Source organism: Okeania sp. SIO1H4, assembly GCF_010672695.1.
GTDB classification, from domain to species: Bacteria; Cyanobacteriota; Cyanobacteriia; order Cyanobacteriales; family Microcoleaceae; genus Okeania; species Okeania hirsuta.
Genome location: NZ_JAAHGB010000013.1, coordinates 110,969 through 133,393, shown reverse-complemented (window position 1 = coordinate 133,393; position 22,425 = coordinate 110,969). Strand labels below are relative to the sequence as shown.

Annotated in this window: 20 protein-coding genes and 3 pseudogenes; 16 read left to right on the top strand and 7 right to left on the bottom strand. The window is 37.8% G+C overall.

Annotation, left to right across the window (positions count from 1 at the left end; genetic code table 11):
- The first annotated feature begins 53 nt into the window (after window positions 1-53).
- Window positions 54-2,165 carry a TIGR00300 family protein gene (locus tag F6K06_RS12950; protein WP_124143271.1) on the top strand — a complete coding sequence of 704 codons (2,112 nt, stop codon included), beginning with the start codon at window positions 54-56 and terminating at the stop codon, window positions 2,163-2,165.
- Window positions 2,166-2,996: 831 nt separating this feature from the next.
- Here F6K06_RS12950 and F6K06_RS12945 read toward each other — a convergent pair.
- On the bottom strand, window positions 2,997-3,221 hold the full coding sequence (locus F6K06_RS12945; protein WP_124143272.1) for a hypothetical protein: 225 nt from the start codon (window positions 3,219-3,221) through the stop codon (window positions 2,997-2,999).
- Window positions 3,222-3,477: 256 nt separating this feature from the next.
- On the bottom strand, window positions 3,478-4,974 hold the full coding sequence (locus F6K06_RS12940; RefSeq protein WP_287241734.1) for an IMS domain-containing protein: 1,497 nt from the start codon (window positions 4,972-4,974) through the stop codon (window positions 3,478-3,480).
- Between the two features lie 84 nt (window positions 4,975-5,058).
- Here F6K06_RS12940 and F6K06_RS12935 point away from each other — a divergent pair, with 84 nt between their 5' ends.
- From F6K06_RS12935 to F6K06_RS12915, 5 genes are all read left to right on the top strand, one after another.
- A complete protein-coding gene (locus tag F6K06_RS12935; RefSeq protein WP_287241733.1) occupies window positions 5,059-6,282 on the top strand; it encodes a DUF1460 domain-containing protein in 1,224 nt (407 codons plus the stop codon).
- A 55-nt stretch (window positions 6,283-6,337) separates the two neighbouring features.
- Window positions 6,338-6,475 carry a hypothetical protein gene (locus F6K06_RS12930; RefSeq protein WP_161564330.1) on the top strand — a complete coding sequence of 46 codons (138 nt, stop codon included), beginning with the start codon at window positions 6,338-6,340 and terminating at the stop codon, window positions 6,473-6,475.
- Between the two features lie 257 nt (window positions 6,476-6,732).
- Window positions 6,733-7,134, top strand: a complete 402-nt coding sequence (locus tag F6K06_RS12925) for an oligosaccharide flippase family protein (protein ID WP_205127226.1) — start codon at window positions 6,733-6,735, stop codon at window positions 7,132-7,134.
- Between the two features lie 11 nt (window positions 7,135-7,145).
- Window positions 7,146-7,343 carry a hypothetical protein gene (locus tag F6K06_RS12920; RefSeq protein ID WP_161564331.1) on the top strand — a complete coding sequence of 66 codons (198 nt, stop codon included), beginning with the start codon at window positions 7,146-7,148 and terminating at the stop codon, window positions 7,341-7,343.
- 205 nt (window positions 7,344-7,548) lie between these two features.
- Window positions 7,549-8,259 carry a TIGR00266 family protein gene (locus F6K06_RS12915; RefSeq protein WP_124143275.1) on the top strand — a complete coding sequence of 237 codons (711 nt, stop codon included), beginning with the start codon at window positions 7,549-7,551 and terminating at the stop codon, window positions 8,257-8,259.
- Window positions 8,260-8,758: 499 nt separating this feature from the next.
- Here F6K06_RS12915 and F6K06_RS12910 read toward each other — a convergent pair whose 3' ends face one another.
- Window positions 8,759-10,081 (bottom strand): D-alanyl-D-alanine carboxypeptidase, encoded by a 1,323-nt coding sequence (locus F6K06_RS12910; RefSeq protein WP_287241729.1) that lies wholly within the window; start codon window positions 10,079-10,081, stop codon window positions 8,759-8,761.
- A 426-nt stretch (window positions 10,082-10,507) separates the two neighbouring features.
- Here F6K06_RS12910 and F6K06_RS12905 point away from each other — a divergent pair, with 426 nt between their 5' ends.
- Complete coding sequence (locus F6K06_RS12905) at window positions 10,508-12,898, top strand: ATP-binding cassette domain-containing protein (RefSeq protein ID WP_124143277.1); 2,391 nt, start codon at window positions 10,508-10,510, stop codon at window positions 12,896-12,898.
- A gap of 380 nt (window positions 12,899-13,278) precedes the next feature.
- Here the strand turns inward: F6K06_RS12905 and F6K06_RS12900 are convergent, their stop codons facing one another.
- Together F6K06_RS12900 and F6K06_RS12895 are read right to left on the bottom strand one after the other, a co-directional pair.
- Window positions 13,279-13,926, bottom strand: a complete 648-nt coding sequence (locus F6K06_RS12900) for a Uma2 family endonuclease (RefSeq protein ID WP_124143278.1) — start codon at window positions 13,924-13,926, stop codon at window positions 13,279-13,281.
- A 388-nt stretch (window positions 13,927-14,314) separates the two neighbouring features.
- A complete protein-coding gene (locus F6K06_RS12895) occupies window positions 14,315-14,449 on the bottom strand; it encodes a hypothetical protein (RefSeq protein WP_275670277.1) in 135 nt (44 codons plus the stop codon).
- 54 nt (window positions 14,450-14,503) lie between these two features.
- Between F6K06_RS12895 and F6K06_RS12890 the strand changes: the two genes are divergently transcribed.
- From F6K06_RS12890 to F6K06_RS12855, 9 genes and pseudogenes are all read left to right on the top strand, one after another.
- A complete protein-coding gene (locus F6K06_RS12890; RefSeq protein WP_124143279.1) occupies window positions 14,504-14,962 on the top strand; it encodes an EVE domain-containing protein in 459 nt (152 codons plus the stop codon).
- A gap of 598 nt (window positions 14,963-15,560) precedes the next feature.
- A complete protein-coding gene (locus F6K06_RS12885; RefSeq protein WP_287241722.1) occupies window positions 15,561-16,184 on the top strand; it encodes a ribonuclease H-like domain-containing protein in 624 nt (207 codons plus the stop codon).
- A gap of 687 nt (window positions 16,185-16,871) precedes the next feature.
- Window positions 16,872-17,195 carry a hypothetical protein gene (locus tag F6K06_RS12880; protein WP_124143281.1) on the top strand — a complete coding sequence of 108 codons (324 nt, stop codon included), beginning with the start codon at window positions 16,872-16,874 and terminating at the stop codon, window positions 17,193-17,195.
- A 630-nt stretch (window positions 17,196-17,825) separates the two neighbouring features.
- The gene (locus F6K06_RS12875; RefSeq protein ID WP_287241720.1) at window positions 17,826-18,944 is read left to right on the top strand and encodes an LLM class flavin-dependent oxidoreductase; all 1,119 of its coding nucleotides are present in this window, start codon (window positions 17,826-17,828) and stop codon (window positions 18,942-18,944) included.
- On the top strand, window positions 18,941-19,309 hold the full coding sequence (locus F6K06_RS12870) for a VOC family protein (protein WP_287241717.1): 369 nt from the start codon (window positions 18,941-18,943) through the stop codon (window positions 19,307-19,309). Before F6K06_RS12875 ends, F6K06_RS12870 begins: the two co-directional genes overlap by 4 nt.
- Before the next feature lie 49 nt (window positions 19,310-19,358).
- Window positions 19,359-20,018: a UbiX family flavin prenyltransferase gene (locus F6K06_RS12865; RefSeq protein ID WP_287241714.1), complete on the top strand. Its 660-nt coding sequence runs from the start codon at window positions 19,359-19,361 to the stop codon at window positions 20,016-20,018.
- 175 nt (window positions 20,019-20,193) lie between these two features.
- Window positions 20,194-20,352 (top strand): annotated as a pseudogene (locus tag F6K06_RS33940) (phenolic acid decarboxylase); the annotation flags it as partial.
- A gap of 378 nt (window positions 20,353-20,730) precedes the next feature.
- Window positions 20,731-21,151, top strand: a pseudogene (locus tag F6K06_RS12860) (XisH family protein).
- Window positions 21,139-21,474: pseudogene (locus tag F6K06_RS12855) on the top strand (XisI protein). Before F6K06_RS12860 ends, F6K06_RS12855 begins: the two co-directional pseudogenes overlap by 13 nt.
- A 125-nt stretch (window positions 21,475-21,599) precedes the next feature.
- Here the strand turns inward: F6K06_RS12855 and F6K06_RS12850 are convergent.
- Both F6K06_RS12850 and F6K06_RS12845 read right to left on the bottom strand, forming a co-directional pair.
- On the bottom strand, window positions 21,600-21,788 hold the full coding sequence (locus F6K06_RS12850) for a four helix bundle protein (protein WP_124143284.1): 189 nt from the start codon (window positions 21,786-21,788) through the stop codon (window positions 21,600-21,602).
- Window positions 21,789-22,142: 354 nt separating this feature from the next.
- Window positions 22,143-22,379 carry a four helix bundle protein gene (locus F6K06_RS12845; RefSeq protein ID WP_124143285.1) on the bottom strand — a complete coding sequence of 79 codons (237 nt, stop codon included), beginning with the start codon at window positions 22,377-22,379 and terminating at the stop codon, window positions 22,143-22,145.
- Window positions 22,380-22,425: the final 46 nt, after the last annotated feature.

Below are 22,425 nucleotides of genomic sequence, written 5' to 3'. Positions count from 1 at the left end.
TTACTTCTGACTTCTGACTTGCGCTATACAGGACATTTACCCGGTAATAAATTATGAATGATTCAATTCGCTTTCTGATGTGTGCCCCCGACCACTATGATGTAGACTATGTAATTAATCCTTGGATGGAGGGAAATATTCATAAATCCTCACGCGATCGCTCCGTTGAACAATGGTATCAACTCCACGACATTATTAAAGAAAACGCGGTCGTAGACCTAGTAACACCTCAAAAAGGATGGCCTGACATGGTATTTACTGCCAATGCAGGTTTGATCCTTGGAAATACTGTTGTTCTCAGCCGTTTCTACCACAAGGAACGTCAAGGAGAAGAACCCTATTTCAAAGAATGGTTCCTAAATCAGGGTTTTATCGTTCACGAACTTCCCAAAGACCTCCCCTTTGAAGGAGCGGGGGATGCACTACTAGATAGAGAAGGTCGTTACCTCTGGGCAGGATATGGCTTCCGTTCAGAATTAGACTCCCACCCACTTCTGGCAAAATGGCTCGACATCGAAGTGCTATCACTTAGACTGACAGACGAGCGTTTTTATCATCTTGATACCTGCTTCTGTCCTCTAACAGGAGGTTACTTACTTTACTATCCTCCGGCATTCGACTCTTACTCCAACCGCCTAATTGAAATGCGAGTGCCACCAGAAAAACGAATAACTGTAGCAGAAGCAGATGCAGTTAACTTTGCCTGCAACGCAGTTAACATCAACCAAACCATCATTATGAATAAGGTGAGTGAAAGCTTGAAATCACTCCTTACCGAAGTAGGTTTCAACGTCATTGAAACACTTCTAAGTGAATTTCTCAAAGCAGGCGGTGCAGCTAAATGCCTCACTCTTAGAGTTACAGAGCCAATTATACCCGATCGTTATGCCGTTGTACAAGTTGAAAGTCGTACCATTCGTATGGAAGGACATTTACTGGACTCTGGTTTGATCAACCAAGCTTTAGATTTAATAGTTGAAGGTGGGGGTAGTTTCAAAGTCCTCAACTTTAATCTCGGAGAACAACGTCAAAGCACTTCCCTCGCTGAAGTCAAAGTTTCTGCACCTTCCCATGAGGTCATGGAAGAAATAATGAGTCAACTCATTGACATTGGTGCATTAGTGCCTACTGAGGATGTGGAGGATGCTAAATTGGAGTCAGTGGAACAAGATGGTGTTGCCCCTGATGATTTTTATGTATCTACTATTTATCCTACTGAAGTTAGAGTAAAAGGTCAGTGGATACGAGTACAAAATCAAAGGATGGATGGAGCAATCGCCATTACTGAAACTGACGGTAAGATTCAAGCAAAATGTAAAGTGCTGCGGGATGTAAAAATTGGCGAAAAAGTCGTGGTAGATGTCATAGGTATTCGCTCTATCCGCAAAACAGAATCCCGTGAAAAACGAAATAAAGAAGAGTTCAGTTTTATGTCTGCTGGCGTTTCTAGCGAACGTAGAGTAGAATTGATTGTTGAACAAGTGGCTTGGGAATTACGGCAAGTTCGCGATCGCGGAGGCAAAATAGTAGTTACAGCAGGTCCAGTGGTGATTCACACTGGTGGTAGTGAACATTTAGCACATTTGATTCGTCAAGGATATGTGCAAGCATTGTTGGGTGGTAATGCTATAGCAGTTCACGATATTGAACAATCACTGATGGGAACTTCTCTTGGTGTGGATATGAAACAGGGAGTTGCAGTTCATGGTGGGCATCGACATCATCTGAAGACTATTAATACTATTCGGCGTTGTGGTAGCATTGCTAAAGCAGTTGAGACTGGTATTTTGAAAAAGGGTGTGATGTATGAGTGTGTTAAGAATAATGTACCTTTCTGTTTAGCAGGTTCGATTCGTGATGACGGACCTCTGCCTGATACTCAGATGGATTTGATTAAGGCACAGGAAGAATATACAGAGTTGTTGAAAGGTGCTGATATGGTTTTGATGTTGTCAACTATGTTGCATTCTATTGGGGTGGGGAATATGACACCTGCTGGAGTGAAGATGGTTTGCGTTGATATTAATCCGGCGGTGGTGACTAAATTGAGCGATCGCGGTTCCGTTGAATCAGTTGGAGTTGTGACTGATGTTGGTTTGTTCCTCAGTTTATTGGTTGCCCAGTTGGAACAGTTGACAAGTCCTTATTCTGTAGCTAAAGCATAACTTTAGAAGTTATATCATGTCGGGTTAAATACTTATAGAACCCATTTGATATCTATTTAGGGCTTGCTGAAAAAGTCTTTTAGTAGGGGTAGGAGACAGGAGACAGGAGACAGGAGACAGGAGGAACAGAGAATTATAGAGGAGATAGTAGGAAGAATAGTCCCTTAATTTTTCTGCCCAACTCTTGAGCAAAATCCGCTCCTAATTGAACCATTACCAGCTAAAACCTTGCACTTTTTGATACTTAAAAAGGCTAAAACTTTTATCTGTAAAGACTTTTATATTTAATCAGCAAGCCCTATTTAAAAAAAGATAGGGAGGTGGGGAGATGGAGAGATAAGGAGATGGGGAGATGGAAGCATTTTTCTACCTGCTTGGTGCGCTACCTGGTGCGCTATCGGGCGGTGAGTGCAGTGCCCCCTGCGGGTTCCCAAGGGGCTGTAGGCGGAACCTGCGTCCGCCCGATAGGCATCCCGCCGACAGTCACGCAACTGCCGTACGCAAAGCGTCTCTGTTAGCGTAGCTCCTCCTCCGGAGCAAAGAGATACCCGAAGGGCGCGGGGTTGCATCCGCTTTTGGCCCTATTCTCGTTCCTGAATCTCCTGACTTCACCACCGACTGAGTTCTAAGAACGGCAGCCAAAAGCACATACCCCGTGCAAAGATACGATCGGGGGTTCTATGAAGTATTTGAACTAGCGCAAGCCAGAAGAATTGCAAAAAAACTCGAAATCCAACATACACCAAAATATGGTAGTTGGTTAAAGATGCTTGAATCTGAATTATATCAAATCCGTTTAATTCGGTATAAAAACATTCTTTATCTTCACCATTACCAAATCTTCATAAATTTTTTCCCTCCTGACTCAGTCCTTCCCCTCCTGGGAGGGGGAGGGGTGGGTTGACTCCTGACTCCTACTTCAAAAGATTTTATACCGATGCTACCGGATTTGATATTATCTGTACTTGTAGGGCAATGTTTAAATCTATGAATTCCAGATGCTGAAACTTGAGAAAAATGAGAAAAAGAAGTTTCAATTTGGCAGGGTGAGCGCAATGCAACCCCGGTTTGTGTAGATTGGCGTTTTTGTACAGAAGACGCAAGAGTTAAGGTTTCAAAAATTTATCCTACCCGTCAAAATTAATGGGACAGACCACTAGTAAAACCCGATTTAGTATTACTCCGGTTCAACCAAATTTAATATAACTACCTTTTTTAAATTTGGTATAATAATTTAATAACAAAGAAGTAAATATAGTATTTATCACCCTTTGTAAACTATACTTGTTTTTTTCTACGAATTACTATAGTTTTATTTCTGAATAATCTGAGAAGTAGCTATTTTCCATTTGCCGTCTACAAATGTCAAATTATAAATAACTGTTAATTGGGCAGAGCCTGACCTTGTAGTTTCTAATTTATCATTTTTAAAAAGTTGATATTCTTCAGTAACTTTAATTTGAATCTTGGCTTGATTTCCTTGAGTATAAAAATATTCAATACTATCTATTTTTTGTACTCTATACTGATAGTAAGCATTATTTTCTTTTAACCAGGCGATCGCTCCATTGGAGGCTACTATGCTATCATAGACTTTTCCTGTTGTTAATTCAGCAGCAAGTTTTCGGTTATAGGGAGGAGCAAATATTTCTTTTTTTGCTTTTAACCAATTCTGGATTAATTCTTGAGCTTGTTGTTGAGAAATTGATGTTACTAATTCGGTGGTGGGTGGTGTGGGAATATTTGGTATTTCTAAGTCCGTTTGGGGAGATTTGCTTAAGACATTTTTGAGCAAAATACTACTCAAAAAACAACTGCCAATAGCACCACTAATAATCACAGCTTTCTGCCAAGTTTTGCGATTAATAGATAATTGAGTTGAAGGAGGGTCTAGACATTGGTCTAAAGGTGAATTTAAAGTTGTCGCTGTGTCAGAATTATTGATTACTACTAAAGATGAAGATGACGGAGTTTTTTCATTAGTAAAAACCTGAGTTGAATTAGACTTTAAAGCATCTAACATTTCTGTAGATGTAGCAAAGCGATCGTTAATATTAGGTTGAATTGCTCGGTCTAAAATTCCTGCTAATTTAGAAGTTAAATTACTCGTATATTTTTGCCAAATAATCTTCCCTGTTTGTAAATCCATTTCTAAATCTTGGGGAACTCTTCCTGTTAGTAGAAAAATAGCTGTTAGTCCTAAACTATATAAATCGCTTGCATAAACTGGTCGTCCTGCTGCTTGTTCAAAAGCCATATATCCAGGAGTACCAATCATCATAGAAATAGGTGTCGTATTTTGAGAATTAATTGCTGTGCTAATAGAATCTTTTACTGCCCCAAAATCTATTAAAACTGGCAAGTCATCCTGTTGGCGCAAAATAATATTTTCCGGTTTAATATCCCGATGAATAATATTTCTGCTATGTATATAATTAATAACCGATAGTAAACTAATCAGAATTTTCTGAACATCACCATCTGTCATTGGGCCTGTAGTTTTTACTTTTTTCCCTAGGGTTTCTCCCTCTATCCATTCTTGTACCAGGTAAAATTGACCTGCTGTATCACTAAAATAAGCATACAACTTGGGTATTTGGCTATTAGTCTCCCCTAATTCTTCTAAAATGGCCGCCTCTCGTTGGAAACGTTCCAATACCTGTTGGTAAATTTCGGGATTATTTGTAACTACTTTAAGTTGCTTAATTACACAGTAGCGGCCTGAAGGCATTTGGGTATCTTGAGCTAAAAAGGTTTCTCCGAACCCACCACTACTGAGTGCTTGTATAACTTGATAGCGATTGTTCAAAACTGTCGGTTTCACATCAGGAATTATTACCCATTTGTTTTAATTCAGGATAACATACTTATTAGCTAATAATCCTTATCAAAAATGAGAAAATTATTAAAGTTAATTATTTTAACAGTAGCGATTACTGGCAGCTATACAGGAATTTTATCGATTGTGAATAAGATTAATGCTGCTCAAAATAGTGTTAATTTACAGACTAAATATATTGCTAATGTTCGGGATAATCGCAAAAGAAAATATGACAATAAAAATAATATTAATTCACAATTATCTGCTTCAGAAAAACTATCTAATTTTCGTATAGTTAAATTTGATGATACTACTTTAAATTCTCTAGATATTGATGAAAAAAAATCATCAAAATTATCTATTTTATCAAGGCAAAATATTTTAAAAGAAGCACCTATAGGTCCTTCTCAACCTCCGACAAGACCAGTAATTGATGTTCAGTTAAATAAAAGTGTTGGAGACAAAATAATTAAAAAACCATCAGCCAATAATATTCCCGAAGATCCTCAGTTTAAACCAGTGATGGAATATGCTATAAAACAAAATCTTTCTCAACGTCCGATGGCAGAAATTATGCAGGCTATCGCTGATTATTTTATTGGTGCTCCCTACAAGGCTGGATTATTAGACCAATCAAATCAAGAATCTTTAGTTATTAGTTTAGATGGATTTGATTGTGTATTATTTGTGGAAACTGTCTTGGCAATGGCTAGGGGAATAGCAATGGAAGATTATGCTTATTTGACCTTTATTAATAACATTAGAAACCAGCGTTACTGGAAAGGTAAAATGGATGGATATTGCAGCCGTTTACATTATTTTTCTGAATGGATTGCTGATAATCAAAGACGTGGAACTGTTATAGATATCGGTGTTGAATTAGGTGGTGAAAGGGTAAATAAGCAATTATTTTTTATGAGTAAAAATAGATTTAAGTATCCACAAATTGCTAGGAATGATGCTAATTATCAATGTATTGTTAGTATGGAAGATAGTATCAGTAAACTGAAAATTAATTATATTCCTTACTATAAAATTAGTACCGTTTATTCTCAGTTAAAAGCGGGAGATATAGTCGCCGTAGCAACAGAAATTAATGGCTTAGATGTGACTCATACTGGTTTAGTTTATCGTAATTCTGATGGTAATATTGGTTTGATTCATGCTTCCCCTGCGGGAAAAGTAACGGTTGCTTATGATTTAGAAAGATATATTTGGAATGTGGAAAGTGCCATTGGTATTTTAGTGGCAAGACCTGTCGATCCAAGAGAAGTAGTAGGGGTTAACGGTCGTTAACCCCTACAGGTGGTGTATAGTTTCATCTTTTGCGTAATCAAAAAAATCAGCATCTATGACTCAAACTTCACTATCAGCAAATTCAGACAGTTTCAATTTCAGCGCTCTAGTTAAAGATGTTAAAGTAGCCTTGATTATCGGTACTTTGGCAAAAAATATGTTAAGAACAGCATCAAACCCTTATATAGTCTAGGTTTTACATTTAACCAACCTTTTTCCTGATATATCTAGGTTTGAGCCATTTTGAACCAGAGCAACGTATTTCCCTTGCCCCTACTAGCTTTAAAGGCATTTTCGCTGTAAAAAATATCAAAGTACCGTTATTCAATTAACAGGGTTATTGCTGATCTACTTAGTTAAAAGAGTTGTTGGGAAATAAAAGTTGAACAATGCTCAAAAGCTTACCATATAAGGCTTTTACGATTTTAGGTATAAAGAATGCTATAAACTTTGACTGATAAGGGTTTTAGCCATTTTTTTGGCTTAATTCCCAACAACTCTAAAGTATTTCTAGCCCGATGGATGGGTAAAACTGAGTACGGAATTTATGAATATGTCATCTCTTGGTCATTACTCTTAGCAATTCCAGCAGGATTGGGTTTCCCTCGCACGGTATTGCGCTTAATTTCCGAATACCGAGTTAAGCAAGATTGGTGGCGTTTGGGCGGTATTATGCGTGGCAGCTTGTTACTGACCATATTGAGTAGTGTCTTTTTGTGTTTAGTTACCACGGGTCTAATTTTATTGCTCAACCATTATCACAGCTTTGCCTATGCAAAACCACTTCTAATTGTGATTTGGTTGGTGCCATTACAGACTTTAGTTAAGTTATTTATGGTTATGCTGCTTTAGTTAATATTGTTTTGAATGGAGTATTAATTCCTATCTTTGGTTCCATTGGAGCAGCGATCACTACTAGCTTGACTATGGCGATGTGGAATATCTGGCTTAGTTTCCTAGTGATTAAGCATTTAGGTATTTACCCTTCGGTTTTTTATAGTTTTTTTGCTAAAAGAGGGAGTCGGAAGTCGGGGGAAATAATTGATGATTTATGCGTATGAGATTGATTTTATTTTTTATGATCAGGACTTATGCAGAACCACCATCTCTTGGTGCACGTTCCTTTGCGTCTGACGCCGACGCGGGGTTGCACCGCTATCTAGTAGGGGCGAATGGCCATTCGCCCCTACAGAAGGTTTATGATTTGATATTTTGCGTAAGTCCTGAATGTTATAAGATCAATAATTTTAAGGATATGTATGTATTATGGCCGCTGATATTATTGACTATGAAATCAAAGGAGAATCTCTACAATTAGTAGAAATTGAACTTGACCCTGAAGAAGGAGTTAGAGCAGAAGCAGGAGCAATGACCTATATGGAACAAGGCATTGAAATGCAAACTACCACTGGTGGTGGTGCTTGGAAAGGTTTTAAGCGAATGTTGACTGGGGCAAGTTTTATGATTACCACTTTTTTCAATCGAGGTACAGGTAAAGCTAGAGTTGCTTTTGCTGCTCCCTATCCAGGGCAAGTTATTCCTTTAAATTTAACGGAATTAGGTGGAGAATTTTTATGTCAATCTAGTTCTTTTCTATGTGCTGCTAATGGTATTGATATTGAAATTGCTTTTACTAAAAAGGTGGGTGCTGGTTTCTTCGGTGGAGAAGGTTTTATCCTGCAAAAATTACAGGGAAATGGATTAGCTTTTGTTCATGCTGGTGGTACAATTGTAGAAAAAAATTTAGCTGACGGGGAAGAATTACGGGTAGAAACTGGTGCAGTTGTTGGTTTTTCTACGTCGATAAAATATGAGATTGAAATGATGGGTGGTTTGAAGAATATTGTATTTGCTGGAGAGGGTTTATTTTTAACTAAACTAACGGGTCCTGGTTTAGTTTATATACAAAGTTTACCTCTTTCAACTATGGCACTAAAAATTGTTGCTGCTGCACCTGTTCAGCAGTCAATTTCTTAGAAAATAGGGAGTAGGAAGTAGTAGGGACGTTGTATGCAAAGTCCCTCAAGAGTAGGGAGAAATAATTGATTTTATTTTTTATTATTGGAGATGTCTAATACCAATTTGAAAAAAATAATGATTTACTTGAGTAATTAACAGGCAAAATGACCTTTTTGATAATTATTAACCTTATTAAGCAGAAGCTTGTTAATTATTGCTCTGCTGATTAAATCTAAAAGTATTGACAGATAAATTTTTAGCCTTTTTAGGTTCTTAAAAAGTGTAAGTTTTTAGGTCATTCAGGTTCAAAAAGTGAGCCTTTAATGCTCACTACAGCAGAAAAATCAAGGGACTATTCTTCCTGGTAGATCCTCTATAACTCCTATTTATTCTGACTCTGTACGGACGTTGGATGCAACGTCCCTACTCATACTTTTTCAGCAAACCCTAATTATTCATGTTTTGACTACTCCTCTACAGACCTTGTACGCAACCTCCCTATCCGCTCCCCTACTCCCTATTGTATAATTTCACTACGAGAAGTTTTAGTTTTTCTCTCAGGATTAGCTGTTAAGTTTGCTGGTGATAAATCAACATAACCCCAGTTATTTAAAACATCTTTAAGTAAAATTTCTTGCTGGTTGCGTAACTCTGTTACACTAGCTCCTTTGTTCAGAATTGTAAACCAAACAACTCCCTTTTCTTTTGTTGGTAAAGCTCCTGCTAAAGCACTAACATAATCCAGGGTTCCAGACTTAACTACTGCCAAATTTGGAAGTTGTTTACGTTCATCTAAAATACCTTTATCTTTCCCAACCATAACAAACACATCTGCCACACTCATATTGTATTGCTGAAGATATTTATCAATTGCTAGAAACATTCCCGTAGCAGCGCGAGGAGAAATACGATTTTCTTCTCCTAAACCAGAACCATTAATTAATGTAATTTCCTCTTTTGGTACTCCTACAAATTGAGCTGCTTTTTCCGCAACTACTTGATAGCCTCCCACCGCTTCAGCTAACATATCTGCCATTAAATTATTGCTATATTGATTCATCTTTTTCACCAGTTCAGCCATCGGAAAAGAATAATGTCTAACTAATAGTTTAATATTTTCACTATGAGTAAGAGAAACTGCTACAACCCCATCAATTATTACTTGTGGTTTTGCTGTACCTGGAGGCAAAGTCTGATATTGATTTAAAACTTCTGAAGACCAAATTTGACTGTTTAATCCTTGTTTCAATAAATTACCAGCAGTCTGAGGATTAGATTCAAAGTTCATGTAAAATTTGCCAGTAATAATTAGATTTCCAGTAACTCTTTGAATCCCCATTTGATTTAATAAATTACCAATAGCGATCGCTTCTTCCCATACAAAAAATGGATCTTCTCCTCCTTGAATGACTAAATCTCCATTTAAAACGCCATTTTCAATTGTACCTGTTGTGCCAATTAAAGTAATAAATTGATGGTCGGGATTGAAAGTTTTTAAGGCTACTAAAGAAGTTGCTACTTTAGTAATTGAAGCTGCTGGTAAAGGAATTGTACCTTGATAATTTGCTAATAAAGTATCATTTGATTGTATCCATATTCCTTGATTTTGTTGAGAAAATCCTTGATTTGCTAATCTACTAAGATATGTTTGTACTTGAGTAGAGGCTATTTTTTCAGGATTATCTGGAGGTAGTGTTAAGGGTTTTTCCGGAATTTCAATTGATACTTTTGGGGAAGGTGTGGTTTCAGGAGAAGGAGATGGTATTTCTGGTTCAGGTGATTTACACCCAGCTAAAGATAACGCCATACAGATAGTAGTTATAAAAATTTTTTTTAGCATTAGTTTCGTCTTCATTTATTGCAGTAATATCTAGAGATTATACTATAGTTAACTCTGTCTGGCATTTTAGCAGTTTACATAGCAGAAGGAAGAAGTAATAAGTAAGAAGATTGTAGTTATCTACAACAGAAGGAAAAATCTGGCGTTTTCTGAGTTTTAACCTTTTTATCTGTCCGCGTCCTTTCTTTCCACTGCCATATCAAAAAATAATCAAATATTGATACTTTGACTTTGTTTGATTAGATTTTTTTTTAGATAAATAATATAGTTAATTTAGCAATAAATTTTGCCCGAAACAATCGTCTATTTTATGCTCAACTTAACAGAATAAATTGTAGATTCAACTAGAACTTATTACCCACTTCTGATTAAATATAAATAGTTTTTGTCAATTTGTGCAAGAGAATCTAAAATCTAATATTAAGTATGAATAAAAAAACAGGGCAAACTACCCTTTTAAGTAATAATCCTTATATAGAATTAAGTAATCAAGGCCAAATTATCACTTTCCAACTGACACAAGACAATCATATATTAGGGCGCGATCGCCTCCACGCCGATCTTGTAGTACCTTCTGGTTGGTTAGTTATATCTAGTTACCACGCCACTATCAGGAAAATTGACGATCGCTACTATATTTATGATGGTGACGGTCATCGAGCAAGTACCAATGGATTATTTCTAGACCGTACTCGCATCACTCCATCTGAAGGTCATCTTCTAGAGAATGGCATGGAAATCAAAATTGGTCTCGACCCCCAAAACCAAATCTTGCTGAAATATTTCGATCCTAATAATCCCATAACTATAGCATCTTTACCAAAAACGCGCTCAATATCTTTAAAAGATCGATCAGTTTTACTTGGTCGCGATCCTGATGCAACTCTGGAATTGGATGCTCCCATTGTTTCTCGTAGTCATGCCACCATTGAACCTAATGGTCAGGGTAATTACGTTTTACACGACTATAGTACCAATGGCGTTTTTGTCAATGGGGTGCGAGTTAAAAACTCTATTGTTTTGACTGAAGGAGCGGTCGTCAAAATAGGACCTTTTACTCTAATTAGGCGTGGCGATCGCCTAGAAGTTTTTGACCCTGGAAATCAAATTCGTATTGATGCCGATCGCCTATTTAGAATAGTCAGAGACCAACGAGGAAAAACACGAGTTTTGCTAAATGATATCTCCTTTGCGATCGAACCAGGACAGTTTGTGGCCTTGGTGGGAGGTAGTGGCACTGGTAAATCAACTTTGATGCGAACATTATTAGGAATAGACCCTACAACTAAAGGCAAAGTTTATATTAATGGTGAAGATTTAAGGAATAATTTCAATATCTATCGGACTCAAATTGGTTATGTTCCTCAAGATGATATTATTCATCGAGAATTAACAGTATTGGAGGTTTTAAATTATGCGGCAAAATTGCGATTACCGCCGGATATTAATATTAAGGAAGTAGTCGAAAAAACTCTAGAACAAATAGAGATGAAAGAGAGGAAAAATGTATTAGTTAGTCAGTTAAGTGGAGGACAGAGAAAAAGGGTAAGTATTGGTGTGGAATTATTAGCAGACCCCAAATTATTTTTCTTAGATGAACCGACATCAGGACTAGACCCAGGTTTAGATAAAAAAATGATGCAACTATTAAGAAAATTGGCAAATCAAGGACGAACAATTATCTTAGTCACCCATGCCACAGCTAATATTAGAATTTGCGACCGAGTAGTTTTTTTAGGTAGAGGAGGGCGTTTATGTTATTTTGGATCCTCGAGAGAAGCTATGACTTTTTTCTCTGTCAATACTGGTGATTTTGCTGATATTTATAACGAACTAGAAACCAGTGATGAAAATATTAATGAGTGGGTAAATAATTTTCGTCAATCAGAATATTATCGACGTTATATTGCCAATCATCTCAGTATCGATAATTTAAAATCCCCTACTAATTTACCCCCTAAACAACAACCTACTTCTTTTTGGAAACAACTTTTTATTTTAATTCAACGATATTTTCAATTAACTATTCGCGACCCCATTAACTTAGGTTTAGCTTTATTTACTGCCCCTATTGGTATTAGTTTAATTTTATTTGCAGTTAGAGATAAAAATCCATTAATTGGCGACCCAGAACCTACCTTAGCTCCTTTAGCTTTGCGAGTATTATTTGTATTTACCTGTGCTTGTTTATGGGTTAGTCTGTCTAGTTCTCTGCAAGAAATAGTCAAAGAATCAGCTATTTATATTCGGGAAAGATTAGTTAACTTAGGATTATTTGCTTATCTCAGCTCAAAATTAATAGTTCTAGGATTATTAGCAACTCTGCAAACTCTATTAATAGTAGTAGTAGTAATACTGGGATTTGAAAATCCCCAGCCAGAATTAATTTCATGGCCTATAGGAGTTAGTATTACCACTTTTTTAACATTAATAAGCTGTATTAGTCTGGGATTAATGATTTCATCTATTGTGAAAAATGGTTCTCAAGCTAATAGTGCTTTACCCTTAATATTGCTACCTCAAATTATTTTTTCTGGTGTTTTATTTGAAATGACAGGTATAGCTAGTAAATTTTCTTGGCTAATGTTAAGTCGTTGGTCTGTAGCTGCTTATGGGGCACTTGTAAATGTTAATAATATGGTGCCAGAAGCAACTAAATTACCAAATGGAAGTACCGTTCCATTACCATTTTCTGGTTCAGATGTTTACAACCTTAACTGGGAAAATTTAGGGATAAGTTGGGGAGCTTTATGTTTACATTCGCTGATTTATTTAGGCTTTACTATTTGGTTTCAGAAGAGGAAAGATATTGTATGATAATTAATTATTAATTATTAATAATTAATCCCTAGAGATTTAAAGTCTCTCATTACCAACGGATAATGGATAATTGATAATTATTGCTCTGCTGAATAAATCTAAAAGCATTGACATATAAAGACAAGTGCCTTTTTGGGGTCGAATTGCAGTGCAAATTTTTCAGCTGTTTATGCTCATGCATGGAGCGTATTTTAAGCTCATAGTTGGGCAGAAAAATCCCAAATTGACAATTGTTACTCCTACCTCCTCGCTCATTCCCATGTCTCCCCTCCTGGGAGGGGGAGGGGCGAGGGGTGGGTTGTCTCCTACCCCTACTAAAAGACTTTTGAGCGCAAACCCTAATTAGAGATAGTTTTCATTATCCATGATTCATTTCCCTACTCCCTATTTTGAAACTGATTTAATAACCAAGCATAAACTTGAGTTTGATTTGTTTGACGAGTGCGCTGAAGTGCTTCCTCTAATAAAGAAATGTCTAAACCAGGCAAAACTTGAGACCGATCGATTTTTCTACTACCACCGTCAGCAACAGCAAAGGCAATAATTTCTACATTCTGGACATCAACTATCCAATATTCAGCAATATTCAGTGCTTCGTACAGCAAACGCTTTTCCCCTTTATCATCAGGGAGGGAAGTATTGGCAACTTCAATAACTAGAGTTGGTGAGGGATAAATATCTAGGTCAATAATAGAACTTCCCCAAGGAATAACATCAGCATTTTCCCCAATGTAATAGGAAACATCGGGTTGAGTTGCTTGATATCCTGTTTTGCGGTAGGTACAATTATCTTTACCATTTAGATCAATGTTTTTGGTAGCAGCAAAGAGACCAACTGCAGTAATGATAACTGTGTGGTCACTAGCGTGGTCATTTCCTAATGGTGACATTTCTATTCTGAGTTTTCCTTTGTGGTAGTAAACTTTGGCTTTTTCATAACTTGGGTCTTCAAGAGTTTGGATGTATTGTTCCCAAGTTGCTGTTATCCAAGTTTCTGTGAGTAGTTGAGTTTGGGTTTTGCTCATGTTTTATCGGAAAAGGTATATTTTATATTTTAGATCAGGTTAGCGATCGCTCTTTTAAGAATTAACTCTATCTAACCATTTTTCAGCTTGAGAATATTTATCTTTAACGAAAAAGAATTTGTTTGAGTAGTTTTTATATTCATTTATTTTCTCTATATTATATCATGTTATCCCTCCGGGTGAGCTACGAATTGCGGACGGGTCAGTTATAAATAAAATTTAAGGACTGACAGTACCGACAGTACCAAATAAATACTGAAATTATCAATACCCCCAATACCAATATTTTCTCTTTTTCTCCTTTCTTACCTCCTGACTCCTGTACGTCGCCAATCCGACCGCTCCCCTACCTCACTCCTGACTGCTTACAATAGTTATTTATAAGTATTCAACCATTAGCGTAGCTCCCCCGGAGGGGGAACATGATATTATAGCGGAGGGGGAACATGATATTATAGCCAAAAATAGCGATCGCTAGTTGATTGTTGTTATTAGACTTAGCTTGATCTACTATATTTTTCATAGTAGTGTTTATATTTAAGTATTCAAATAATAATATATCATTTTTAAACACATAATGAAATATTGGCTAATGAAATCTGAACCAAAAACTTACAGCATCTCAGATATGAAACATGAAAAAACTTGTATTTGGGATGGAGTGAGAAATTATCAAGCTCGGAATTTTTTGCGACAAATTAATCCGGGAGATTTAGCATTTTTCTATCATTCTAATACTGTACCTCCTGGCATTATTGGATTAGTAAAAATATTAGAAAGTGGCATTGCTGACCCTACTCAATTTGACCCAAAAAGCCAATATTTTGACCCAAAATCTACTCCTAATTCGCCTCGGTGGCAAACTGTTTTTGTGGAATTTGTAGAAGAGTTTCCTCAATTAATATCTTTGGCTATTTTGAAGCAAGAATTTAGCCCAGATGAATTGTTAGTTACTAAGAAAGGAAATAGGTTATCCGTAATGCCTGTTGCTCAAAATGTGGCAGAGAAAATTTTAGTAATGAAAGATGGTTTTTAAGCTAATTTACTATATTCTTCTGTGCCGATAAATTAGTCCAGTAGGGTGCGTTATTCATTAATTGATAATGGATAATTGATAATTACCTCTGGTTAAAACCGTTACGGAATTGAATATAAGGAAATATTATTTCTTCTCTTAGTCAATTGGATATGGCGAGGAGACCCGTTCTTGCAGACCCGCTCCGAAGATCGCCATCCCACCCTTCGGGAAGCTACGAAGATCGACCGCTTTTTTCCCCTTAAAAGGGGAGGTTTCAAGGCGCGAATTATTTAATTATTAATTATTAATTATTCGGTAACGCACCATCCCACAGTCCAGTCGTAGTAGACTGACACAGCTAAAAGTGTGCATTAGATTTTTTGGTATAACTTTTGTTATAGCAAGGTTTGACTGATTTTTTTGTAGCAACATTTAAGTGTGTCTGGTACGTTACGCTTTGCTAACACACCCTACTGAACCTGATTTTTTTGTAGCAACATTTAAGTGTGTCTGGTACGTTACGCTTTGCTAACACACCCTACTGGACTGACGCAAAAGCAAGCAAATTTGATATAATTGTTCAGTCTAAAAAATATTAGTAATTATCAAGTGAGTAATGAGTGATTTTCAAGTATGCGATCGCGATTTAACGGAGGCCATATTATCTGATTATTTGCAAGCAGATAGTATTGCAGTGGATACAGAAACTATGGGATTGTTGCCCTGGCGCGATCGCTTATGTTTAGTCCAGTTATGCGATGCTCAAGGCAAAGTTACAGCAATTCGGATTGAAAAAGGGCAACAAGAAGCACCGAATTTAAAACAATTAATGGAGGCAACTGGAATAGTTAAAATATTTCATTTTGCTAGGTTTGATGTAGCAATGTTGCAGCATCATTTAGACATTAAAGTTTCCCCAATTTTCTGTACCAAAATTGCCAGTAAGTTGGCACGAACTTATACAGGTAAACATGGTTTAAAAGACTTAGTAATGGAATTAGAAAAAGTAGAGTTAGATAAATCTGCTCAAAGTTCTGATTGGGGAAATGCAGAAAATTTAACGGAGGAACAATTGAGTTATGCTGCTAATGATGTGCGGTATTTATTGAGTGTCAAAGAGAAGTTAATTAAAATGTTGAAACGAGAGGAAAGATGGGAATTAGCACAACAGTGTTTTGAATTTTTACCCGTGTTTGTGGGATTAGATTTATTGCAGTATAAAGATATTTTTGAGCATTAATTAAATTGGGATTTGCGGGGCAATATTTGTCTTTTTTCTACTATTTTCAATGCAAAAATATGGGTCAATATTGCTCCGCAATGCCACCGTAAATGTAGGGCTGAAAGTCATCAACCCTGACTTGATTAGTGTCCGTGTGTAAGTCCTGTTATTGAATAAATTGGTTTGGGAGGGGCGATCGCTTTTATAGTTTATCCTTTTCCAAAGTTTGACAAAAAGAGGGATGTTTTTCCATAATGAAAGTATCAAATATATTAATATAATTATACTTAAACAAGTGACAGATGAAACTAGACAAGAAATAGCAAGATTTCTGGCAAGGTAACTGGCAGCAAGGACAGTAATTCCCCAAAGAAGATCGGGAAAAGGTTTTAGGAGGTTTAGTCAGTTCAAAAGAGTTATTGGTACGGCGGGCAATCAACTAGCTTGGCATCATCTTGTCGGACAAACTATTTAAAATTTACAGACTTTTGGTGCGGAAGCAATTCATAATACGGGGAATTTAGTTTGCTTAGAACATGGTTCTGGATCTATTCACCAAGAAATAACCAATTTCTATAATTCGATTCAACCAGAGCTAACTGGTTCAGAAAGGATGAAGGTGAGAGAATGGATCGGCAAACAATCTTTTGAAGAACAACAAGATTTTGGTGTCAGAGTAGTTAGAGCTTTCGGAGGTACAATTTCATGCTGACTTTAGATGTAGAAGCAATTTTAAATTCCATTCCTAATGAGGTTGCTTGGGAAGATGTGGTGCAGTTCCATCAACTTGACGATCGCGTTGCTATAGCTAATGATTTTTGTCCTAATATCATTGGTGTTAATGATGGCTCTATTGAGTGGTGTCCGAATGAGGAACCGCCAAACTATTTGGAAAAGTTGGTTTGGTTGTGGGTGGTTCGTCCAGATATGGGGGCAGCGTTCGCGGAGCGTTGCGGATGCAACATCGCTCTGGAAGCTCCATTGGAACTAAAAAAGATTATTGGTAATTATATTCTGGTGGGTGATTGAGGCCGATCGTCTTTCTGTTTCAAGTCCAGGATTGAAATCCTTGGGTAATAGCTTAAGTCATCTTTAGATGACTGAATTACCTATAGAACCCATTTGTTATCTTTTAGCAAAAGACTATACTAATGAGCGATATAGCTGCCGCTAGGCTCCGCCAACGCTTGCTTAGGATGAAAAAATGCCATATTCAAGCAGCTTAACAGATAAAGAATAGGAGATTATCGAACCACTACTAGCCAAGAAATAGAAAGAGCAAAAGACCTACCTAAAATCTTAAGAATTGCTGAAAAAACAGTGGAATTTCTTAGGTCTAGAGTAGTGTATATAGATTCAAATGTATTTTTTAAGATAAAAATAGCTTGATGGTGTATCTACACAAAGATATGACTATAGAGATAGACCTTAACATTTAAGTTTAAGAGTTATTTGAATTCTCAGTCAGAAGCAGATGCTCCCATCAGGATTCCTGTACTTAGAAGTAAAAATTTTAACATAACTTTATTCCTTAGTTTTCTTCCTGAAAGAACATTATTGATATGAGTATTACTTCAAGAGTAAGACCATGTACACTCCCCATTTTATGTCCGTTATTTCTAATGCTTGTCTTCCATATCTTTAGTGAGGTAAATTGAGATGAAATTTGGTAGTCTCTTGATGCCGTCCCACCCACCGGAAGTTACAATCCGGGAAGGACAAAATGCAGACCTAGCTGAACTTGAACGGCTGGACGCTATCGGTTTTGACGAAGCATGGATTGGAGAGCATTTTACTGCTCAATGGGAGCCATGCCCTTCGCCAGATCTGCTAATTGCGCAAGGGCTATTGTGCACACAGAATATTCGTCTAAGGCCTCTTGGCCATCTGCTGCCTTATCACAACCCAGTTGAACTTGCTCACCGAGTTTCCTACCTTGACCATATGGCTGCAGGTCGCTACCAGCTTGGTGTAGGCATTAGCGCTCTTCCTTCAGATCGGGCACTTTTCAATGTTCCGTCTGGCGGTGGGCAAAATCGTCGCATGACCTTTGAATCTCTGGAAATGATGACCAAACTCTGGACTGAAGGTCCTAGCGATTTCACAGGGGAGTTCTGGTCGATGGGCAAGGCCGAAAGTACGTTGCCAGAACTTGGGTATCACCTCGCCCCCTATCAAACCCCGCATCCGCCAATTGCCATTGCTGGCCTCACTGCCGGTTCTGCCAATCACAAGCTGGCTGGTGAGAAAGGATATTTACCAGTCAGTCTGAGTGTCGATCCCGATGCATCGATAACTGCTCAACATTGGGACGCGGTTATGGAGGGGGCAAAGCACGTCAATCGGCAACCCGACCGCAGTGATTGGCGCATTATCCGCGATGTGTATGTGGCACCGAGTGATGCAGAAGCCCGTGAACTCGCTATCAATGGTGCAATGGGTCGGTGCTGGCGCGAATTTTTGCTGCCAATTTACCTTGGCCTTGGCCTCGGACCAATCCTTAAAACCGATCCAGATATGCCAGATACGGCAATTGATGTTAATTATCTTGCCGACAATCTTTGGCTAGTGGGCTCGCCAGACACTGTAGCAGAGCGAATCAAAAGGCTTCAGGAAAAAACAGGTGGTTTCGGATATCTCGTGATCATCTCTTACAATGCTACCAATGAGATTGACCCATGGGAGCGTAGCCTTCGCCTTTTGATTGAAGAGGTAGGACCTCTTGTCCGAACAAATTTAGGAGTAGAGGCTGTTGCTGCCTCTATGGCTGGACAATGAGTTATGTTGCGATCGCTACTGAGCAGTTCGATACTGTTGTGGCCTTCTATGGCGATCAGCTTGGTTTCCCAGTTGTGGAACAGTGGGACCGTCCAAATGGCCGTGGAATACGTTTTGACTTGGGTGGTATGCGGCTCGAAATTCTTGATAATCAACGGGAACGATCACCACTATCTCTAGGCCAACCAGGCGATCGCTTCCATATCGTGATCGAGGTCGATGACATTGAGGCTACTCAGCGTCAACTCGCCATTGATACCCCCGACCCACAGTCTACCTCTTGGGGTGCGCGGCTCTTCCAGCTTCGGGACCCTGACGGGGTGCCTGTGACCTTTCTAGAGTGGATCAGCAGCCCAGAAGAATAATCCCTGGTTATATGAGATCAAGCATAGATAGTTTGTGGAGACAAAACTTATGAAAAGGCTAATAGTTGGTATTTCTGGTGCTAGTGGTGTCATCTATGGTATCCGGATCCTTGAGCTGCTGCGCGAAACGAGGGAGTTCGAGCTTCATCTTGTTATGACTCGCTTTGCACGCATAAACATTGAAATCGAAACTGACCTCTCACCCAAATATGTTGAGAGCCTAGCTGACGAAGTACACAGTGACAAGAATCAAGCTGCGACAATTTCAAGCGGGTCATTTAAAACTGAAGGTATGATTGTTGCTCCATGCTCAATGCGAACACTCTCGGCAATCACGCACTCTATGTCGGATAATCTTTTGACTCGAGCTGCTGACGTGGTACTCAAAGACCGTAGGAGATTAGTTTTAATGCCGCGAGAAGCACCACTTCATCTAGGTCACTGCAAACTTATGTATGAGGCAGCCCAGCTTGGTGCAATCATCGCACCGCCAATGCCAGCATTTTACAACCGACCTGAGACAATTGATGAGATTATCAACCATAGTGTCGGCCGAGTCCTTGAACTCTTTGACATTGATTTAGGAATTCTGAAGCGTTGGGAGGGGCACAAAGCGGAAAAATCAAGAGCGGTAGCCTTACAGAGTGCTGGAGAGAAACCTGAACAGCCAAATGGCAAACGCTTAGTGACACAGACCAAAGAGATTTGAACGTATGCGATCATATGCACCAGTGTAACAGGAGTAAAAGTGTTTCAATTTATTTCACTTATTGAAAATTGTTACCTGGCAAACACCCATTAGTTTTTTTATGAAACTATACTTGTTAACTTGTGAGATATGGTGGCAATTTTCAACTCTTAAATCTTAGCCAAACGAACATCTCCCGAAGGTGCGCGAGTATCGCGACAAAGGTGTGCAGCATCCTATGGAAGTGAACTGGGATTTTGTCGAAATTACCTACATGGAAGATGGCGGTAGCGATAACGATGACGTGATAGTCTTCGCTCCCAGCGAGTTGCCCGAGTCTAGTAGGGTGCGTTAGGCGCTCATCACAAACTGCCATTGAACTGTCAAGCATTCCATTGTGCCGTAACGCACCGTTGAGTAGTAGTTTGTAGTCCAGTAGTGGGCTTATCCCCTAAAATGGTGCCCTACGACGGATTGCTCAATCCCTTTCATCATCTGAATTTAGGCTGTCTAATATCATGTTCGGATAATCAGTTATAATAAACCTTCTGCCTTCTAACCTTGCTCTTTCCCTTCTGCCTTCCCCTCCTGGGAGGGGTTAGGGGTGGGTTGCCTTCTGCCTTTGGTCCACAGATATTATAAGTATTCAACCGAACATGATATAACGCACCCTACTACCGACTAATGGACTGACTGGATCGACTATTAAGGGTTATTATAAAAAGAAAAACCAATGTCAGCCAGGGATTTTTTCCATCAGGAAGTTAAAAATGCTCTAATATAAAGATGGATGGTCAATCACTCATGACCCATTATCTATTAGTTTCGGTCATGTAGATATGTCTATTGACCTTGGTGCAGAACAACTTATTGGAGCAGAAAAAGATAATTAAAAGATAGCAGTTGAAATTAAAAGTTTCTTACCAAAATCATCAGCTATTTATGAATTTCATATTGCCTTGCGACAGTTTATTAATTATCGGGCAGCACTAAAACAGAAGGAACTTGACCGAACACTTTATTTAGCCGTACCTCTGATTACTTATAACAACTTTTTTAAACTTTAATTTCCTCAGTTAATACTTAATGAAAATCAAGTAAAATTAATTATTTATAACCCAGATAAAGAGGTAATTATAGAATGGAAAAACTAGAAAAATATCGTCATTTAGTCCAGGAATTTTTGTTAGAGTATAGTCAAAATAAACCTGCTTATGGAGAAATCGAAGTACAGCCAATTTTTGATACTGTACGAGACTATTAGCAGATTGTTTATCTTGGTTGGGAAAAAGAACATTTGATTCATAGTTGTCCGATTCATATTGATATTAAAGGCGAAAAAATTTGGATTCAGTGGAATGGAACTGAGTTGGATATTGCAGAAGAATTAGTGACAAATGGAGTCGCAAAAAAAGATATTGTTCTAGGATTTCATACGCCTTTTATGAGAAAGTTTACAGAATATGCTGTGGAATAAGATGGGGAGATGGGGAGATGGGGGGATGGGGAGGTGGGGGGATTTAATGTTGAAGTATATATAGAGTTATAAACATAATAAACATAATATTATATATATAACTGGATTCTATATAACACATCAACTTAAGTTTTTTTCAACAACCATTTATCAACGTTTTTGGTCATTTTCACAATCATCCCCAAAATTTGGTTATATTGACTATAAAGTTGTCTTGCTGTTTCTATATCCAAATATTGACATTTAACTGCAAATTTTAGCCAAACTTGACTTTCTGCTGCTTCCGCTTCAGCATCATTTAATCTTATTGACACTCCCTGCTAATATTGAATTTAGTTCCGAGGCAAAACTAAATTCTTGAGCTAATACTTTGCAATATTTATTTAGGTCATATTTGCTGACACCTTTGTTATACATCTAATATCTTAAACACTTATTTTGGATGAATTGAGATGTTTTAATGGCTTCATCTATTGCTTTGTATTGCTCTGGTTTAGCTTTGACTTTGAACTCGTAAATTATCATTTTTGCTCGACCTACCTTTTGATTTTTATGCTATCATAAAAACCCTAATTAGCGGAGAAAATGTCAAGGGGAAATTAGATATTTTTACAGGCGACTAAAGTCGCGCGTGAGCTAAACGTCCACGCACTAAAGCGACGTGGTTTTCAAGCTCTCATCCCAATAGATAAAAATAAACCTCTATAACGTCTTCTCCTCCATGCTTCTGCTAAATTAGCACATACAGAACGGGAGGAACGCCTAATTTGGTCAGTTAAAGAATATGTTTCTTCTTGGGGAAAAGTTTTAGAAATTTCAAAAATTTTCATAGCAGTATTAAAAGCAATTTGATACACCTCTAAATCTTCATGATTATTAATTAAATTTTCGCGACTTTCAGTCATATATTTTTCCCACTACAACAACAATATCCAATCCCGCCATCTCCCC

Excerpts from the sequence above, each read along its gene's own strand:
- F6K06_RS12870 (WP_287241717.1), top strand. The coding sequence starts at position 18,941 with ATGAGTTATGTTGCGATCGCTACTGAGCAGTTCGATACTGTTGTGGCC.
- F6K06_RS12880 (WP_124143281.1), top strand. The coding sequence starts at position 16,872 with ATGCTGACTTTAGATGTAGAAGCAATTTTAAATTCCATTCCTAATGAG.
- F6K06_RS12865 (WP_287241714.1), top strand. The coding sequence starts at position 19,359 with ATGAAAAGGCTAATAGTTGGTATTTCTGGTGCTAGTGGTGTCATCTAT.
- F6K06_RS12910 (WP_287241729.1), bottom strand. The coding sequence starts at position 10,081 with ATGCTAAAAAAAATTTTTATAACTACTATCTGTATGGCGTTATCTTTA.
- F6K06_RS12930 (WP_161564330.1), top strand. The coding sequence starts at position 6,338 with ATGACTCAAACTTCACTATCAGCAAATTCAGACAGTTTCAATTTCAGC.
- F6K06_RS12885 (WP_287241722.1), top strand. The coding sequence starts at position 15,561 with ATGAGTGATTTTCAAGTATGCGATCGCGATTTAACGGAGGCCATATTA.
- F6K06_RS12950 (WP_124143271.1), top strand. The coding sequence starts at position 54 with ATGAATGATTCAATTCGCTTTCTGATGTGTGCCCCCGACCACTATGAT.
- F6K06_RS12935 (WP_287241733.1), top strand. The coding sequence starts at position 5,059 with ATGAGAAAATTATTAAAGTTAATTATTTTAACAGTAGCGATTACTGGC.
- F6K06_RS12845 (WP_124143285.1), bottom strand. The coding sequence starts at position 22,379 with ATGACTGAAAGTCGCGAAAATTTAATTAATAATCATGAAGATTTAGAG.
- F6K06_RS12875 (WP_287241720.1), top strand. The coding sequence starts at position 17,826 with ATGAAATTTGGTAGTCTCTTGATGCCGTCCCACCCACCGGAAGTTACA.
- F6K06_RS12890 (WP_124143279.1), top strand. The coding sequence starts at position 14,504 with ATGAAATATTGGCTAATGAAATCTGAACCAAAAACTTACAGCATCTCA.
- F6K06_RS12915 (WP_124143275.1), top strand. The coding sequence starts at position 7,549 with ATGGCCGCTGATATTATTGACTATGAAATCAAAGGAGAATCTCTACAA.
- F6K06_RS12900 (WP_124143278.1), bottom strand. The coding sequence starts at position 13,926 with ATGAGCAAAACCCAAACTCAACTACTCACAGAAACTTGGATAACAGCA.
- F6K06_RS12905 (WP_124143277.1), top strand. The coding sequence starts at position 10,508 with ATGAATAAAAAAACAGGGCAAACTACCCTTTTAAGTAATAATCCTTAT.
- F6K06_RS12895 (WP_275670277.1), bottom strand. The coding sequence starts at position 14,449 with ATGAAAAATATAGTAGATCAAGCTAAGTCTAATAACAACAATCAACTA.